We start from the raw sequence: 15,393 nt of genomic DNA on the forward strand, positions 1-15,393 counted from the left end.
AATCCTTTAAACCTGCAGGCGGGCCGCAGCGATGACCGCCTGGCCGAGGGCAATCGCACCGTCGCCTGCGGGAAGCTGCTGCGGAAAGAGCAGAGTAAAATCGGCCAGATAAAAGGTCAATCGCGCCTTCAGCAGGCGGTTGTGCAATACCCCGCCGCCGAAGGCCAGGGTCTGTATCTCCCTCGCGAACGCGCAATCACGCATCATTGCCGCCAGCCCGCGGGCCAGCGCATCATGAAAGGCCCACGCTTTTTGCGCCGGGTCCGCCTGCCAGCTCAGCCACTGCTGCCAGAAGGTCGACAAGTCCAGCTCGCCGTCTCGCCACGGTAGCGTCACCGGGTGATCAACGCCTTCGCAGGTCGCCGCCAGCACTTCCAGACGACAGGCTGCCTCCCCCTCATAGCTCAGAGTGAGCGGCGCGCAGCCCAGCGCGCAGGCGACGGCATCAAACAAACGCCCGCACGACGATGCTGAGGGTGCATTAATACCGCGTTCAATCGCTCGCGCCAGCAGCGGCCAGTTTTGCTGACGCAGCGCGGCGGTTTCAGCATAGTTCTGCCACTCAGGGACAAACGCCAGGCAGTGGGCGAGCAGATTGCGCCACGGCTGACGCGCCGCAAGATCGCCGCCGGGCAGCGCCACCGCCGGCAGGCCGCCGAGGTGCTCGCACTCGCGATAGTTGACCCGCAGGCACTCGCCGCCCCACAGTTCGCCGTTCTCCCCCATCCCGATGCCGTCAAGCGTCAGGGCGATTACGTCGCCACCGTCCAGCGGCCAGCGATGCTCTGCCAGACAGGCGGCAGCGTGGGCATGATGGTGTAAAACGCGCTCCACCGGCAGCGCCAGCGACGCCGCCCACTGCGAAGCGCGATAGCCGGGATGAGCGTCGACCACCACCCGCTGCGGCGCAAAAGCGTAAATCTCCTGCATCAAGTGCAGCGCCTGTCGCCACTGCCCTTCGACGCCCTCGTCGTCGAGATCGCCAAAATGCTGGCTGAGCACCGCTTCGTCGCCGCGCAGCAGGCAAAAGGTATTTTTCATATCCGCACCGAGAGCCAGCAGCGGCGGCGCGTCGTGAAACCCCGGCGGCAGCGCCAGCGCGTCCGGCACGTAGCCGCGGGCGCGGCGCAGCATCTCGCCGTTTTGCCGCACCACCGAATCATCCATCCGCTGCACAATCTCGCGGTTATGCAGCAGAAAACCGTCGGCAATCCCGGCTAAGTCCGCCAGCGCCTCGGCGTTGGTTAACGCCGGCGGGCGGCCGCTGAGGTTGCCGGAGGTCATCACTAAGGGACGCGCCAGCGCCTGCGAAAGTAAATGCTGCAATGGATTAGACGGCAGCATCCCCCCTACTTCCGCAAGCCCCGGCGCAATCAGGTCGCACAGGCCAGTCACCAGCTTTTTTTCCAGCAGCACGATCGGCGCGGCGGGTGACGTCAGCAGCGCTACCGCCTGTTCGCTGAGCCCCGCCGTTGTCGCCAGCATCACCGCCAGCGGTTTCGCCGGACGATGTTTACGCGCCCGCAGCTTCGCGACGGCCTCAGAATTTCCGGCATCGCACAGCAGATGAAAACCGCCCAGCCCCTTCACCGCCACAATATCGCCCGCCAGCAGGCGAACAATCGCCGCTGCTAAAGCGTCCTCGCCCAATAAATGCGCCCGGGAACCGCGCCACTCCAGCCGCGGTCCGCACCCGGCGCAGGCTACCGGCTGAGCGTGGAAACGGCGATCTCCGGGGTCGCCATACTCCGCCGCGCAGGAGGGGCAAAGAGGAAACGGCGACATGGAGGTGAACGGTCGGTCGTAGGGCATGGCGCGAATAATGGTAAAGCGCGGCCCGCAGTGGGTACAGTTGATAAACGGATAGCGGTAGCGGCGCTCCAGCGGGTTGTTCATCTCCGCCAGGCATTCCGGGCAGGTGGCGGCGTCGGGTACAATCTGCGTGCGCATGCTCCCGGCCCCGCTTTGGCGGATAGTGAAATCCGACGGCGCGACGGTCCAGGCAAACGGCAGAGTTTGCGTGCTATCGATACGCGCCAGCGGCGGGCAGCGCTGGCTTAACGCGGTGAGAAAAAGCGCGCCGTCGCCGACAAGCCGCACCAGTACGCCGTCGCCGTCGTTGCTTACGTCGCCGCGCAGCCCCAGCCGCTGCGCCAGCTGCCAGACAAAGGGGCGGAAGCCCACCCCCTGCACTTTACCGCGAATACGGATCTGTACCCCGTTCATTGCGCGGCCGGCTTACCAGGCCAGCGCGGTGCGGCGGCGTTTTTCGATATTCATCTGTTCGAGCTTATTGCGGTCGATGCAGATCAGCGCGTGGGTCGGGCAGGCATCCATACAGGCCGGACCTTCCTCACGGTGGTAGCACAGGTCACACTTGTTGGCTTCGGCTTTTTCCGCCATCACGTTCAGCCCGGCGCCGCTGTGGCGGATAACCGGACGCACTACCACTTCCATTGCGCCGTACGGGCAGGCCACCACGCAGGTTTTGCAGCCGATGCAGCGCTCCTGCATCACGTGGACGAAGCCCTGGTCGCGGCTAATCGCGCCGTTCGGACAGACGTTGGCGCACGGCGCGTCTTCGCACTGACGACAGGCAGTAACCGTCGACACATTGACGCCTTTGATCACGTGAATACGCGGTAAAAAGTTTTTTGGCGTCAGCGCGGCGCAGTCCTGATTTTCCTGATGAGAGACCACGCAGGCCACTTCACAGGTGCGGCAGCCGATGCATTTGCTTGCGTCGGCAATAATGAAACGGTTCATCCATTTCTCCAGCTGTAAGAAGGTTACGCGCCGGAGTATGCATAATACGTTCCAGTTTTTAATTCATTGATATTAAAAAGGATAAATATATGAAATGCTGTCATCGTCAGTTGTGACGATGACAGCTGACGACGTCAGGCATGCGGGCCGGAAATCATCGACTCGCGTTCAATCAGCTCGCCGGGGAAGGTTTGCATAAATTTGAAATCACCGCCGTCGAGCATAACGATCAGCCGGTTAATGCTCTCTTTGATCATCTCCGTCACCGGGACTTTGACGCTGGAGAGCGCCGGAACCATATATGGCGCCAGCACGATATCGTCAAAGCCCACCACCGAGACCTGCTCCGGGACCTTGACGCCGATCTGATGCAGCTGTTTCATCGCGCCAACCGCCATATCGTCGTTGCTCGCCACCAGCGCGCTGTAGCCGACCCGGCGCTGGCGCAGCGTTTCCACCCCGGCAGCGCCGGTTTCCGGCGTCCAGCGGCCTTCGACGATAAGATCCTTATTCAGGTCAATGCCGTGGCGGGCCAGCGCGTCTTTATAGCCCGAGAGACGCTCAACGCCGGTTGGCGAATCCAGCGAACCGGTAATAAACGCGATTTCCCGATGGCCCAGCGCGATAAGCTTTTCCACCGCCATCATCGCCGAAGCTTTTTGATCGGACCAGACGCAGTGGCTGGCGTTGCGGCGCAGGCGGCGGTTAAGCACCATTATTGGCTGTTCGTGATTTTCAATGATCTCATCCATCTCATCGACGCTGAGAAAGCGCGGGTAGATGATAATCGCATCGCAGCGCAGATCGAGCAGATACTGAATCGCCTCACGCTCCTCCTGCGCGCTGTGCTTACCGTCGGCGAGGATCAGCTGCCGTCCTTTATCTTCCGTCATTCGCGCCACGTGGTAGAGCAGTTCGCTGAAATAGACGCCGTGATACAGCGTGTTGGTCACCACCAGCCCGAGGGTCTGCGTCTTTTTCGTCGCCAGGTTACGTGCCAGCAGATTCGGCCGGTAGCCGCTTTCAGCCACCGCCTGAAACACCCGGTCTTTGGTCTCCTGGCTGACGTAGCCGTTCCCCGACAGCACTCGCGAAACGGTAGCCTTTGATACGCCCGCGCGCTTCGCTACCTCCAGCATCGTTGCCATGTGGTTATTCCTGTTGCCAATGTAGCCCGCAGTGTACTGCACGCGCGGCGCTTTTTCAGCATTTGCGCTTAGCGCCCGCCCCCGACTCGCTAAGCGATCAAAATCACAAAATTAAGATCTGAATTTTTTAATTCTTGTAACCTGATAAGAAACTATTAATGATTATGTGGAACCGGTTTCCTATGTATGCATGATACCGCTCGTTTTTTCGCTGCGGTGACAAGCCAGTACCCTATTGATAAACAGGATAAAATCCGATGTCTAAAAATTATGCAGCCCTGGCGCAGCAGATTATCACGGCAATTGGCGGCGCGGAGAACGTTGCTGCCGTCACCCACTGCATGACCCGCCTGCGTTTCGTGGTTAAAGATAACGAGCGGGTCGACAGCGCTACCCTGAAAGGGCTGAAAGGCGTACTCGGCGTGGTGCGTAGCGATAACCAGTGTCAGGTGATCGTCGGCAATACCGTCTCCCAGGCGTATCGCGAAGTGGTGGCGCTGCTGCCGGGGGATCTGCGCCCTGCCGAAACCCAGGGGAAACCGCCCATCACGCTGAAACGCATCGGCGCCGGGATCCTCGATGCGCTGATCGGCACCATGTCGCCGCTGATCCCGGCGATTATCGGCGGATCGATGGTCAAACTGCTGGCGATGATCTTAGAGATGACCGGCGCGCTGCCCAAAGGCGCGCCCACGTTGACCATTCTGACGGTGATTGGAGACGGCGCGTTCTTCTTCCTGCCGCTGATGGTCGCCGCCTCCGCGGCGGTGAAGTTCAAAACCAATATGTCGCTGGCGATTGCCATTGCCGGGGTGCTGGTGCATCCGAGCTTTATCGAGCTGATGGCCAAAGCCGCCCAGGGCGAGCACGTGGAGTTCGCCTTTATTCCGGTGACGGCGGTGAAATATACCTATACCGTGATCCCGGCGCTGGTGATGACCTGGTGCCTCTCTTATATCGAACGCTGGGTCGATCGTATCACCCCGGCGGTCACCAAAAACTTCCTTAAACCGATGCTGATCGTGCTCATCGCCGCTCCGCTGTCAATTCTGCTGATCGGCCCGCTCGGCATCTGGATCGGTAGCGCAATTTCCGCGCTGGTTTATACCATTCATAGCTACCTGGGCTGGCTGTCGGTGGCGATTATGGGCGCCCTGTGGCCGCTGCTGGTGATGACCGGGATGCACCGCGTTTTTACCCCGACTATTATTCAGACCATTGCCGAAACCGGTAAAGAGGGCATGGTGATGCCGTCGGAAATCGGCGCCAACCTGTCGCTGGGCGGCTCATCGCTGGCGGTGGCGTGGAAAACCAAAAACCCGGAATTACGCCAGACGGCGCTGGCGGCGGCGGCTTCCGCCATTCTGGCGGGAATCTCGGAACCCGCGCTGTACGGCGTGGCGGTGCGCCTGAAGCGACCGCTGATTGCCAGCCTGATCAGCGGCTTTATCTGCGGCGCGGTGGCCGGCATTGCCGGGCTCGCCAGCCACTCGATGGCGGCACCGGGACTATTTACCAGCGTCCAGTTTTTCGACCCGGCCAATCCGATGACCATCGTCTGGGTCTTTGGCGTCATGGCGCTGGCGGTAGTACTGTCGTTTGTCCTGACGCTGATGCTCGGCTTTGAAGATATTCCGCAAGAAGAAGCCGCCGCCGACGCCAGACAGCGCCAGGCCAGCACGCAAGCTTCTCACGCCTGAACACAATTTTGTTAACGAGGTAACGCATGGCGACATTTCCACAGGGATTTTTATGGGGCGGCGCACTGGCCGCCAACCAGTCCGAAGGGGCATATCTGGAGGGCGGCAAAGGGCTGACCACCGTCGATACCATTCCCCACGGCGCTCACCGTCTGCCGGTCAAGCTGGGGCTGGAGAAACGCTTTGAACTGCGCGACGACGAGTTCTACCCGAGCCACGAGGCGATCGATTTTTATCATCGTTATAAAGAAGATATCGCCCTGATGGCGGAGATGGGCTTTAGCGTCTTCCGCACCTCTATCGCCTGGAGCCGCCTGTTTCCCCGGGGGGATGAGCTGGAACCAAACCAGGAAGGGATCGCCTTTTATCGCTCTCTTTTCGAGGAGTGCAAAAAGCACCATATCGAGCCGCTGGTCACGCTATGCCATTTCGACGTACCGATGCATCTGGTGACCGAATACGGCTCCTGGCGCAATCGTCAAATGGTGGAGTTCTTCACCCGCTATGCCCGCACCTGTTTTGAAGCTTTTGATGGTCTTGTGAAATACTGGCTCACCTTCAATGAAATCAACATTATGCTGCATAGTCCGTACTCCGGCGCCGGGTTGGTGTTTGAAGAGGGGGAAAATCAGGAGCAGGTAAAATATCAGGCCGCGCATCATGAGCTGATCGCCAGCGCCTTAGCCAGCAAAATCGCCCACGAGGTGAACCCGCAAAATCAGGTTGGCTGTATGCTGGCGGGCGGCAATTTCTATCCTTACTCCTGTAAGCCGGAAGATGTGTGGATGGCGCTGGAAAAAGATCGCGAGAACCTGCTTTTTATCGATATCCAGGCACGCGGCGCGTATCCGGTATGGGCGGCGCGGGTATTCCGCGAGAAAGGGGTGACTATCGTCAAAGAAGCGGGTGATGATGAGATCCTGCGCCATACCGTCGATTTCGTCTCCTTCAGCTACTACGCTTCACGCTGCGCCTCGGCGGAGATGAATGCCGGTAACACCAACGCCGCCAATATCGTCAAGTCGCTGAAGAATCCGCATATTCAGGCCAGCGAATGGGGCTGGGGCATTGACCCGCTCGGCCTGCGCATCACCATGAATATGATGTATGACCGCTACCAGAAACCGCTGTTCCTGGTGGAAAACGGCCTCGGCGCGCGCGATGAGATTGACGCTAACGGCGAGATCAACGACGACTATCGTATCAGCTATCTGCGCGAACATATTAAAGCGATGGGCGACGCCATTGAGGACGGTATTCCGGTGATGGGCTATACCAGCTGGGGCTGCATCGACCTGGTTTCCGCCTCAACCGGCGAGATGAGCAAGCGCTACGGCTTTGTCTACGTCGACCGCGACGATGCCGGCCACGGCACGCTGGCGCGCAAACGGAAGAAATCGTTCTGGTGGTATAAGAAGGTGATTGCCAGCAACGGGGAAGATTTGGCGTAGAGTGCCCCGCAGACTGAGGGATGCTCAGCCTGGCAAACACCTGCAACACGGAAATTTTCCCGGCTCGCGCTGCGCTTAGCCGGGCTACAGGTTCATCAACGCCCGCGGACCGGTAGCCCGGACAGATGCGCAACATCGCCTCCGGGAATGGCAAACGCCAGGGTGACAAAAGTAGCCGAACCCCGGGTAAGGCGTTTACGTCATGACCCGGGAAAAAAGTAAACTTGCTCCCCCTGGCCGAACTCCCGGCTTGCGCTGCGCTTAGCCGGGCTACAGGTTCATCAACGCCCCCGGACCGGTAGCCCGGACAGATGCGCAGCATCGCCTCCGGGAATGGCAAACGCCAGGGTGACAAAAGTAGCCGAACCCCGGGTAAGGCGTTTACGTCATGACCCGGGAAAAAAGTAAACTTGCTCCCCTGACTGAACTCCAAGCTTGCGCTGCGCTTAGCCGGGGAACGCCGGCTCCTCTGCGGCTTCCAGCGCCGCAAAACCGCCCTGCCCCTGCCACCCATCAAGCCGCGCGTACACCGCTTCGACCGCGTCCTTAATCGGCTGGGTCATCGGGTAATAAAAGCCGACGATATCCGGCTGAATACCCAAGAAAATCACCTCGCCGACATCCTCTTTTAGCTGATCGATAAGATAGTTAAGCGGCATATTGTGGGTGGTCATCATAAACATTTCAGCGATATCGTCCGGGTCAACAATGCGGATATAGCCGGGGTTGAGCCCCATATCGGTGGCGTCGACGATCAGCAGGCGCTCGGGGCGCAGCTCGCGGATGGCGACAATATCGTTTTCCGGCGCGCTGCCGCCGTCGATCACCACCCAGTCGCCAACCGGATTGGCCGCGCACATCTCCGCCAGCAGCGGACCTGCGCCGTCGTCGCCCATCATGCTGTTACCGACACAGAGTAAAACGTCAGTCACGTAGTCTCCTCACCATCAGATAGATGGCGCTTTCCTGGTGAATATCATGCAGCATGCTGAGCAGGGTTTTACTCCACGCCTGCTGCTGGGGGGTTTGCGCGGACTGCGCTTTATCAAAAGCGTTAGCCAGCATCGTCACGTGATTGCTGTCGATAACGATCTCGCCATACTTCGGCACGCCTTCCATTTTGCGCCGCGCGGTGCTGCCCCCTTCGAGAGTGGCGATCCACTCCAGATACGCCTCCCATGGACAGCTTAACGCCGCTTCCAGGCAGTCGATGACGCCGAGGTGGTGGCCAATCGCCAGGCTGTAATAGACCACCTGCTGCGCCTGATCCGGCGTCGCGTCGTTCTCATCAATAAATTTACGGCTCAGCTGACTGAACACCACCGTCTCGCTCATCGGATACGCGCCCCCTCGACCACCTGATTCAGATGGGTGACGATTTCGGTGAGACGCGGATCTTTCTCCGCCTCCAGCCAGCGCACCACCTGGCTATCGCCCTGCGTCAGCAGGCGCATATAGTCGTCGGCAATCTGCCGGCCATAGCGGTAGCCCGCCAGACGACGCGCTTCGCGGTCGATACGCACGCGCAGCGGCTGTACCATATCCGGATGAAGGATCTCGGTTGGCTGTTCATCCTGTTCGCCCGGCAGACGGGCGTGGATTTTCTGCTCCAGCAGGCCCAGCGCCATCGCGAAGCCGTACAGCGTGGCGGCAGGTGTCGGTGGACAGCCCGGAATATAGACGTCGACCGGCACGATTTTGTCGGTACCGCCCCATACGCAGTACAGATCGTGGAAAATACCGCCACTGTTGCCGCAGGCGCCGTAAGAGATGCAGATTTTCGGATCCGGCGCCGATTGCCACGCGCGCAGCGCGGGAGAACGCATCGCCCGGGTCACCGCGCCGGTAAACAGCAGAATATCGGCGTGACGCGGCGACGGCACCACTTTAATCCCAAAGCGCTCGGCGTCGAACAGCGGCGACAGGGTGGCGAAAATCTCGATCTCGCAGCCATTGCAGCCGCCGCAGTCCACCCGATAGACGTAGGCGGAACGTTTGATTTTCTTCAGCAACGAAGCCTTCATGCTGGCGATAGACTCATCCACCGTCATCGGCAGCGGAATGCCGTTTTCATCGCGCGGGCCTAATAAATTGCTCATCAGCTGGCCTCCCTCATATGGCGAGTCAGTTCAATACGATCGGACGGCACCAGGCACTTCTGGCGTTTGCATTCCGGGCAGGTCTCAAAACTTTCGCGATGCAGCTCGGCGCGGGTATCACCGTTGTGCTTAAGCAGCGCAATGGCATAGTCGATCTCTTTTTGTACCGCGAAAGGCCGTTCGCACACCCGGCAGTGGCAAATGGCAAAACGCGACTGCTGGAGAAAATCCTCTTTCTTCCATACCGCCAGCTCGTACTCCTGAGAGAGCTTAATCGCCGCCGTCGGGCAGACCTCTTCGCAGCGTCCGCAGAAAATACAGCGCCCGAGGTTGAACTGCCACGCCAGCTGGTTAGTCGCCAGATCGGTCTCTACCGTCAGGGCGTTCGACGGACAGGCGTTAACACAGGCGGCGCAGCCGATGCACTGCTGCGGATTATGCTCCGGCTTGCCGCGGAAATTTTTATCCACCGGCATCGGCTCCAGCGGGTATGAGTGCGTCGCGGTGCCGGTCTTAATGACTTTTTTGATAAAGGTAAACATGGCGATTCCTTATTTCAGCGGCGAGTTTTTACGCTCGATGCTGTAGCGCTCCAGCTCTTTGTACGGCACCACTTTGCTCTTCTTCTTGCGCACATCGACCACCGTCATGCGGTCGGTACAGGAGTAGCAGGGGTCAAGGCTGCCGATGATCAGCGGCGCGTCGGAGACGGTATTGCCGCGCAGCATATAGCGCAGAGTCGGCCAGTTGGCGTAGGTCGCCGCCCGGCAGCGCCAGCGGTACAGCTTCTGGTTGTCGCCGGTCATGCTCCAGTGGATATCATCGCCGCGCGGCGCTTCCGAGAAGCCCAGCGCGAAGCGGTGCGGAATATAGGTGAAGCCCTCCACCATCAGCGGGCCGCCCGGCAGATTATCGAGGCCAAAGTCGATCATGTTTAGCGCGGTATAAACTTCGTTGATGCGCACCTTGAGGCGTGAAATCACGTCGCAGCCCTGCTCGCTGTGCACTTCCATCGGCAGCAGACCGTAACCAACGAACGGGTGATCGGCGCGAGTATCGCGGGCGTGGCCGCTGGCGCGCACCATCGGGCCGACGTTGCTGAAGTCGCGGGCGATTTCTGGATCCAGACGGCCAATACCGACGGTGCGCAGCTCCATATTCGGTGTGCTGAGCAGCATATCCACCAGCTCCTGCACGTCGCGGCGCATCTGCTGCGCCAGCTGGCGGGTCTGGATCATGTCCTCTTTCAGCAGGTCGCGACGGATGCCGCCAATCAGGTTCAGGCCGTAGGTTTTGCGCGCCCCGGTGAGAATTTCCGCCATCTTCATCGAGGTTTCGCGCACGCGGAAGAACTGCATAAAACCGGAGTCGAAGCCGGTAAAGTGGCAGGCGAGGCCGAGGTTCAGCAGGTGCGAGTGCAGGCGCTCCACCTCCAGCAGAATGGCGCGGATCATCTGCGCGCGTTCCGGCACTACGATGCCCATCGCATTCTCCACCGAAGTGGTGTAGGCGGTGCTGTGGGCGAAGCCGCAGATACCGCACACGCGGTCCGACAGGAAGGTCACCTCGTTGTAGCCCATCCGGGTTTCCGCCAGCTTTTCCATCCCGCGATGGACGTAGAACAGGCGGTAGTCGGCGTCGATAATATTTTCGCCGTCAACAAACAGGCGGAAGTGGCCCGGTTCATCGGAGGTGACGTGCAGCGGGCCAATCGGCACCACGTTGTTTTTCTTGCTGCCCAGCTCGTTGATAAACTCGTAGGTTTCCGCGTCGGTAGTCGGCGCCGGGCGCTGGCGGTAGTCCATGCTGTCTTTACGCAGCGGATAGAGTTCATCCGGCCAGTCGTCCGGCAGCACCAGCCGGCGCTCGTCCGGCAGGCCAACCGGCACGAGACCGTACATATCGCGCACTTCGCGCTCGCCCCACACCGCCGCCGGCACGCGTGGCGTCACCGACGGATATTCCGGTTTATTGGCGTCCACCTCCACGCGCACGGTTACCCAGCATTTGGTGCCCTGCTCCATCGACAGCACGTAGTAGACGGCGTAGTGGCCATTCAGTTTACGTTCGTCGTTGCCAAACAGCACCGACAGCCAGCCGCCCTGCTTGTAGTACAGGAACTCGACCACTTCCGGCAGATAGTTGACCTTCACCGTAACCGTCAACTGATCTTTGGTCTGCCAGGCTTCATCCAGCACCACGCCCGGAAAGGCCTGATGCAGCGCGGCGAGATAGTGTTGACCGATTTTTTCTTCAGACATGCTCAAACTCTCTTAAATCACGCCACCAGCAAGGAGACGAAGGCTAAAAAGGCAAAACCAAACCCGGCCCAGGTGACGCGGGAGGTGGCGCAAAAGCGCAGACGCGCCATGCTGTTTTCGAACAGCGCGATAATCAGTACTCCCGCCACCAGCTTGACGACGGCGACCACCAGCGCCAGCAGCAGACCAACAGCGCTAAAGCTGGTCATCTGTCCCCACGGGATAAATACGCCGACGAACATTTGCAGGACCACCAGCTGCTTGAGGCTGATGCCCCACTTCAGCACGCCGAAGCCGCTACCGCTGTATTCCGAGAGCAGGCCTTCCTGCAGCTCCTGCTCCGCTTCCGCCAGGTCGAACGGCAGCTTGCCCATTTCGATAAAGGTGGCGAAAGCGCAGGCGCACAGCGCCAGAATCAGCGGGAGAGTGCGGGCGGCAGGCCAGTGATAAATGGTGTCGGTTATATTGCTGATATGAGTGGATCCGGCGACCTGCGCCGCGACCCACAGGCCAAGCAGCAGGATCGGCTCCACCAGCACGCCGAGCATCGCTTCGCGGCTTGCCCCGATAGCGGTAAACGGGCTGCCGGTATCGAGGCCGGAGATAGCGAAGAAGAAACGGGCGATAGCGAACAGGTAGATCAGGGTAATCAGGTCGCCCAGCCCCGCCATCGGCGAATCAACGGTCACCACCGGCAGCGCGGTAGCGATGGTCAGCATCACGCCGACCATCACGTACGGCGTCAGGCGGAAGACCCAGCCGGAGGCATCCGGGCCAACGCTCTGGCGCCCCAGTAGTTTCAGGATATCCCGGTACTCCTGCAGTACGCCCGGGCCGCGGCGATTATGCAGACGCGCGCGGGCGACGCGGGTCACCCCGGACAACAGCGGCGCGGCGGCGAACAGCACCAGCGCCTGCAACAATGCAATTAATACGCTCATTCTCAGGCTCCTCGGGAAATCACAATCACCACCAGTACCGCCAGCTCCACCAGCGCCACGCCGCGAAACAGCGCGGGCGCGGAAGCGTTCTGCCAGCCGGGGATCAGGCGTACCGGGTTTAGCCAGTGGCGCAGCTTCAGGATCGGCGCAAAAGCCTCTTTCACCGGCATGGCGAAACCGTGGGCGGTCACCACCATGGATTTTTCATGGTCGTAGCCGCAGACCCAGGCCGCGCCGCGCGAGCGCGCCGGCAGGCGGTCGCCCTTGAAGAAGATCATCAGCAGCAGCGGCAGCAGCGGGCAGGCAATCAGCAGAATGGCGATCAGCGGCTGGGAGACCACGCTGGAGACCTCCGTCTGCACCGGAAACGCCCCGCTCACCAGCGGCAGCAGCCACGGTGCCGCCACGCCGCCGATAACGCAGCACGCGGCGGCCAACACCACGCTAAAGGTCATCAGCCCCGGCGCGCAGGTGGCGTTTTCCGCCTCTTTGCTGCGCGGCGCGCCGAGGAAAGTGACGCCGTAGACTTTCGCCATACACATCACCGCCAGCGCCCCAGTAATCGCCAGGCCCACCGCCAGCAGCGGCCCAAGCAGGCGGCCAACAAACGCGTCGCTGGTGCTCAACTTAAAGAAGGATTGATAGATAACCCACTCCCCGGCAAAGCCGTTCAGCGGCGGCAGCGCGGCCATCGCCATCAGGCCAACCAGCATAGAGAGCGAAATCAGCGGCATTTTTTTACCAATACCGCCGAGCTTTTCAATATCGCGATGGCCGGTGCGGAACCACACTGCCCCCGCGCCAAGGAACAGCGTGGTTTTGAACAGGCTATGGTTGATCAGGTGATACATGCCGCCGATAAACCCCAGCACCATCAGGGTTGGGTTATGGGTCGCCACGCCGGTGACGAATGCCCCGAGGCCGAGCAGGATAATGCCGATGTTTTCCAGAGTGTGGTAAGCCAGCAGGCGCTGAATATTGTGCTCCATCAGGGCGTACAGCCCGCCGATAAAGGCGGTAATCATTCCCAGCACCAGCAGCATCACGCCCCACCACAGCGGCGGCACGCTACCGGCCAGCGAGACGGTCAGGATGCCGTACAGGCCGACCTTCATCACCACCGTTGAGAACAGCGCGGCGGCCGGGGCGCTGGCGCCGGCGTGGGCCTGCGGCGCCCAGCCGTGCAGCGGGATCACCCCGGCCAGCAGCGCGAAGCCGATCAGGCCCGGCAGCCACAGCAGCGCGTTTTGCGGTGCCGCCACCACCAGCTGAGTAATCTGCCCCAGCTCAAGGGTGCCGTAGGTCGACCAGACCAGCCAGCAGCTCCACGCCATCAGCAGCGTACCGAGGCGTCCCAGCGCAAACCACAGCTTGCCGGACTGCGCGCAGCCGGTAAGAAACGCAGCGCAAAGGGCCATGATTTCCGCCATCACCACCAGCGCGCCGAAGTTCGTCACCACCACGGCGCAGACGGCGGCGGCCAGCAGGAGATTTACCAGCAGACCGTTGGCTTTAACCTGCGGATGACGATGCCAGGCGATATTGAACAGCGATATCGGCAGCGCCGACAGGCCGATGGCCAGCAGCCACAGCGCGTTCACGCCGCCAACCCGCATTGTGAGATGCAGCATCTGCAGCATGCCGCCGTTCAGACGCTCAGGCATCAGCAGCGTCGTGGCGCCCGCCAGCACCAGCATCACGCTGGCGACCGCGCCGCCAATTCCGGCAATCGCCCCGCTCAGCGGTTTGCGCAGGGCGAACAAAAACGCCAGCACCGCGCTGGCGGCGTACCAGGCCACCGCCTGATTCACTAATGCAACCACGCTCATTTCACGCCTCCTTGTTGCGCCTGAAACAGCGACAAATCGCCGAGGTCGGTAGTAAAGGTCAGTTCACGTTTACGCTTGCTGGCCTGGGCCATATCGCGGATATCCACCAGCAGCAGCGCTTTGGTCGGACAGGTACGCACGCAGGCCGGGCCCTGCTCGTCGAAGTAGCACAGGTCGCATTTGACGGCGATGGCGCGCACGCCCGGCACCCAGTCGAGCAGCGAGCTGACGCGGGCCGGAGCCGGCGGCGCGGCGGGCGCCAGCGGCGTATTGGCGTTAGCCGGAATATCCAGCGGACGGCTGCCGGAAAACTCAATGGCGCCGAACGGACAGGCGATGCCGCACAGCTTGCAGCTTACGCACAGGCTCTCATTGAGCTGCACCGCGCCATCGACGCGATTAATGGCGTTAACCGGGCAAACGGTGGCGCAGGGGGCGTCTTCACAGTGGTGGCACATCTGCGGCGCGGATTCTTTTTCATTACGCATCAGCCGCAGCCGGGGCATGGCCTGCAGGCCCTGCTGGCGGTGAGTCTCAGCGCAGGCGGCCTCGCAGGTGCGACAGCCAATACAGACGGTGGAGTCAGCTATTACAAAACGGTTCACCGGGTCATCCTCAGGTGAAAGTCATTTTTGACGAAAACAGGTTGCGCAGGTGTCAGCTTCGACACTTGTCGACACCTGACGATTAACGGGCCAGCGTCAGGTGGCTTAAATCCACCTGCTGGTCTTTTTCCATCGCCTCGTAGAGACGGTCGTAAACGCTGGCGATAGTCGCCAGGTAGTGCTCGAGCACCTGCTCGCGGGAGCGATTGCTGATCCGGCCATCAATGATGCCGTCTGAGCCCAGCGTAGCCTGCGCTATCAGGCGTTTATCATCACCGTCTTTGGTTTCCACGTAATACTCGATGGTATGGCTGTTAAAGCCTTCCGCCAGCGCCACGTAAACCTGAAAGTGGCCAAACAGTACGAAGCACAGCTCTTTATCCGGCGCGCAGCTCATGGCGTGATGCAGACGCGCCTTCGACAGGGTTATTCCCTGTACCAGCGAATTGCAGTAGGTGTGCCACTGCTCCTGATGCTGGCGGTGACGATCGGCGATGTAGTCCGCCTTTTCACTTAATTCCCAAATAGTCATCCCGGATCCCCCGTTGTATGAGATGCACCGGTTAAGCACTTTTCATGCCAAAAATTAATTT

At 60.5% G+C, this 15,393-nt stretch carries 14 protein-coding genes; 2 read left to right on the top strand and 12 right to left on the bottom strand.

Annotation, left to right across the window (positions count from 1 at the left end; translation table 11 throughout):
• Positions 1–6: 6 nt before the first annotated feature.
• From hypF to GJ746_RS19560, 3 genes are all read right to left on the bottom strand, one after another.
• A complete protein-coding gene (gene hypF, locus GJ746_RS19550) occupies positions 7–2,226 on the bottom strand; it encodes a carbamoyltransferase HypF (RefSeq protein WP_154681674.1) in 2,220 nt (739 codons plus the stop codon).
• A gap of 12 nt (positions 2,227–2,238) precedes the next feature.
• Positions 2,239–2,766, bottom strand: coding sequence for an electron transport protein HydN (gene hydN / locus GJ746_RS19555; protein WP_154681675.1), 528 nt, complete (start codon positions 2,764–2,766; stop codon positions 2,239–2,241).
• Positions 2,767–2,900: 134 nt separating this feature from the next.
• Positions 2,901–3,914 (bottom strand): LacI family DNA-binding transcriptional regulator, encoded by a 1,014-nt coding sequence (locus GJ746_RS19560; RefSeq protein WP_154681676.1) that lies wholly within the window; start codon positions 3,912–3,914, stop codon positions 2,901–2,903.
• Between the two features lie 257 nt (positions 3,915–4,171).
• Between GJ746_RS19560 and ascF the strand changes: the two genes are divergently transcribed.
• Together ascF and GJ746_RS19570 are read left to right on the top strand one after the other, a co-directional pair.
• The gene (gene ascF, locus GJ746_RS19565; protein ID WP_154681677.1) at positions 4,172–5,614 is read left to right on the top strand and encodes a PTS cellobiose/arbutin/salicin transporter subunit IIBC; all 1,443 of its coding nucleotides are present in this window, start codon (positions 4,172–4,174) and stop codon (positions 5,612–5,614) included.
• 26 nt (positions 5,615–5,640) lie between these two features.
• Positions 5,641–7,065, top strand: a complete 1,425-nt coding sequence (locus tag GJ746_RS19570) for a 6-phospho-beta-glucosidase (protein ID WP_154681678.1) — start codon at positions 5,641–5,643, stop codon at positions 7,063–7,065.
• Positions 7,066–7,511: 446 nt separating this feature from the next.
• Here the strand turns inward: GJ746_RS19570 and hycI are convergent, their stop codons facing one another.
• The 9 genes from hycI to hycA all read right to left on the bottom strand — a co-directional run bounded on the left by hycI (position 7,512) and on the right by hycA (position 15,332).
• Positions 7,512–7,997 carry a hydrogenase maturation peptidase HycI gene (gene hycI, locus GJ746_RS19575; protein WP_154681679.1) on the bottom strand — a complete coding sequence of 162 codons (486 nt, stop codon included), beginning with the start codon at positions 7,995–7,997 and terminating at the stop codon, positions 7,512–7,514.
• Positions 7,990–8,400, bottom strand: a complete 411-nt coding sequence (locus GJ746_RS19580) for a formate hydrogenlyase maturation HycH family protein (RefSeq protein WP_154681680.1) — start codon at positions 8,398–8,400, stop codon at positions 7,990–7,992. Before GJ746_RS19580 ends, hycI begins: the two co-directional genes overlap by 8 nt.
• A complete protein-coding gene (locus GJ746_RS19585) occupies positions 8,397–9,164 on the bottom strand; it encodes an NADH-quinone oxidoreductase subunit B family protein (protein WP_154681681.1) in 768 nt (255 codons plus the stop codon). The genes GJ746_RS19580 and GJ746_RS19585 overlap by 4 nt, the downstream gene beginning before the upstream one ends.
• Positions 9,164–9,706 carry a formate hydrogenlyase complex iron-sulfur subunit gene (locus GJ746_RS19590; protein ID WP_015370029.1) on the bottom strand — a complete coding sequence of 181 codons (543 nt, stop codon included), beginning with the start codon at positions 9,704–9,706 and terminating at the stop codon, positions 9,164–9,166. Before GJ746_RS19590 ends, GJ746_RS19585 begins: the two co-directional genes overlap by 1 nt.
• 9 nt (positions 9,707–9,715) lie before the next feature.
• Positions 9,716–11,425, bottom strand: a complete 1,710-nt coding sequence (hycE, locus tag GJ746_RS19595) for a formate hydrogenlyase subunit HycE (RefSeq protein WP_154681682.1) — start codon at positions 11,423–11,425, stop codon at positions 9,716–9,718.
• Positions 11,426–11,442: 17 nt separating this feature from the next.
• A complete protein-coding gene (locus GJ746_RS19600) occupies positions 11,443–12,366 on the bottom strand; it encodes a respiratory chain complex I subunit 1 family protein (protein ID WP_154681683.1) in 924 nt (307 codons plus the stop codon).
• Positions 12,367–12,368: 2 nt separating this feature from the next.
• On the bottom strand, positions 12,369–14,195 hold the full coding sequence (gene hycC, locus GJ746_RS19605; protein WP_154681684.1) for a formate hydrogenlyase subunit 3: 1,827 nt from the start codon (positions 14,193–14,195) through the stop codon (positions 12,369–12,371).
• Entirely contained in the window at positions 14,192–14,800 is a 609-nt protein-coding gene (locus GJ746_RS19610) for a 4Fe-4S dicluster domain-containing protein (protein ID WP_154681685.1), read from the bottom strand. Before GJ746_RS19610 ends, hycC begins: the two co-directional genes overlap by 4 nt.
• 82 nt (positions 14,801–14,882) lie before the next feature.
• Entirely contained in the window at positions 14,883–15,332 is a 450-nt protein-coding gene (hycA, locus tag GJ746_RS19615) for a formate hydrogenlyase regulator HycA (protein WP_154681686.1), read from the bottom strand.
• Between the last annotated feature and the right edge of the window lie 61 nt (positions 15,333–15,393).

This window comes from Klebsiella oxytoca, assembly GCF_009707385.1.
Taxonomy (GTDB): Bacteria; Pseudomonadota; Gammaproteobacteria; order Enterobacterales; family Enterobacteriaceae; genus Klebsiella; species Klebsiella oxytoca_C.

What these genes read in the sequence shown, in the direction of transcription:
- GJ746_RS19580 (WP_154681680.1), bottom strand. Translation starts at nt 8,400, where the DNA reads ATGAGCGAGACGGTGGTGTTCAGTCAGCTGAGCCGTAAATTTATTGAT.
- GJ746_RS19560 (WP_154681676.1), bottom strand. Translation starts at nt 3,914, where the DNA reads ATGGCAACGATGCTGGAGGTAGCGAAGCGCGCGGGCGTATCAAAGGCT.
- GJ746_RS19600 (WP_154681683.1), bottom strand. Translation starts at nt 12,366, where the DNA reads ATGAGCGTATTAATTGCATTGTTGCAGGCGCTGGTGCTGTTCGCCGCC.
- GJ746_RS19590 (WP_015370029.1), bottom strand. Translation starts at nt 9,706, where the DNA reads ATGTTTACCTTTATCAAAAAAGTCATTAAGACCGGCACCGCGACGCAC.
- hycA (WP_154681686.1), bottom strand. Translation starts at nt 15,332, where the DNA reads ATGACTATTTGGGAATTAAGTGAAAAGGCGGACTACATCGCCGATCGT.
- hydN (WP_154681675.1), bottom strand. Translation starts at nt 2,766, where the DNA reads ATGAACCGTTTCATTATTGCCGACGCAAGCAAATGCATCGGCTGCCGC.
- hycE (WP_154681682.1), bottom strand. Translation starts at nt 11,425, where the DNA reads ATGTCTGAAGAAAAAATCGGTCAACACTATCTCGCCGCGCTGCATCAG.
- hycC (WP_154681684.1), bottom strand. Translation starts at nt 14,195, where the DNA reads ATGAGCGTGGTTGCATTAGTGAATCAGGCGGTGGCCTGGTACGCCGCC.
- GJ746_RS19570 (WP_154681678.1), top strand. Translation starts at nt 5,641, where the DNA reads ATGGCGACATTTCCACAGGGATTTTTATGGGGCGGCGCACTGGCCGCC.
- GJ746_RS19585 (WP_154681681.1), bottom strand. Translation starts at nt 9,164, where the DNA reads ATGAGCAATTTATTAGGCCCGCGCGATGAAAACGGCATTCCGCTGCCG.
- ascF (WP_154681677.1), top strand. Translation starts at nt 4,172, where the DNA reads ATGTCTAAAAATTATGCAGCCCTGGCGCAGCAGATTATCACGGCAATT.
- hypF (WP_154681674.1), bottom strand. Translation starts at nt 2,226, where the DNA reads ATGAACGGGGTACAGATCCGTATTCGCGGTAAAGTGCAGGGGGTGGGC.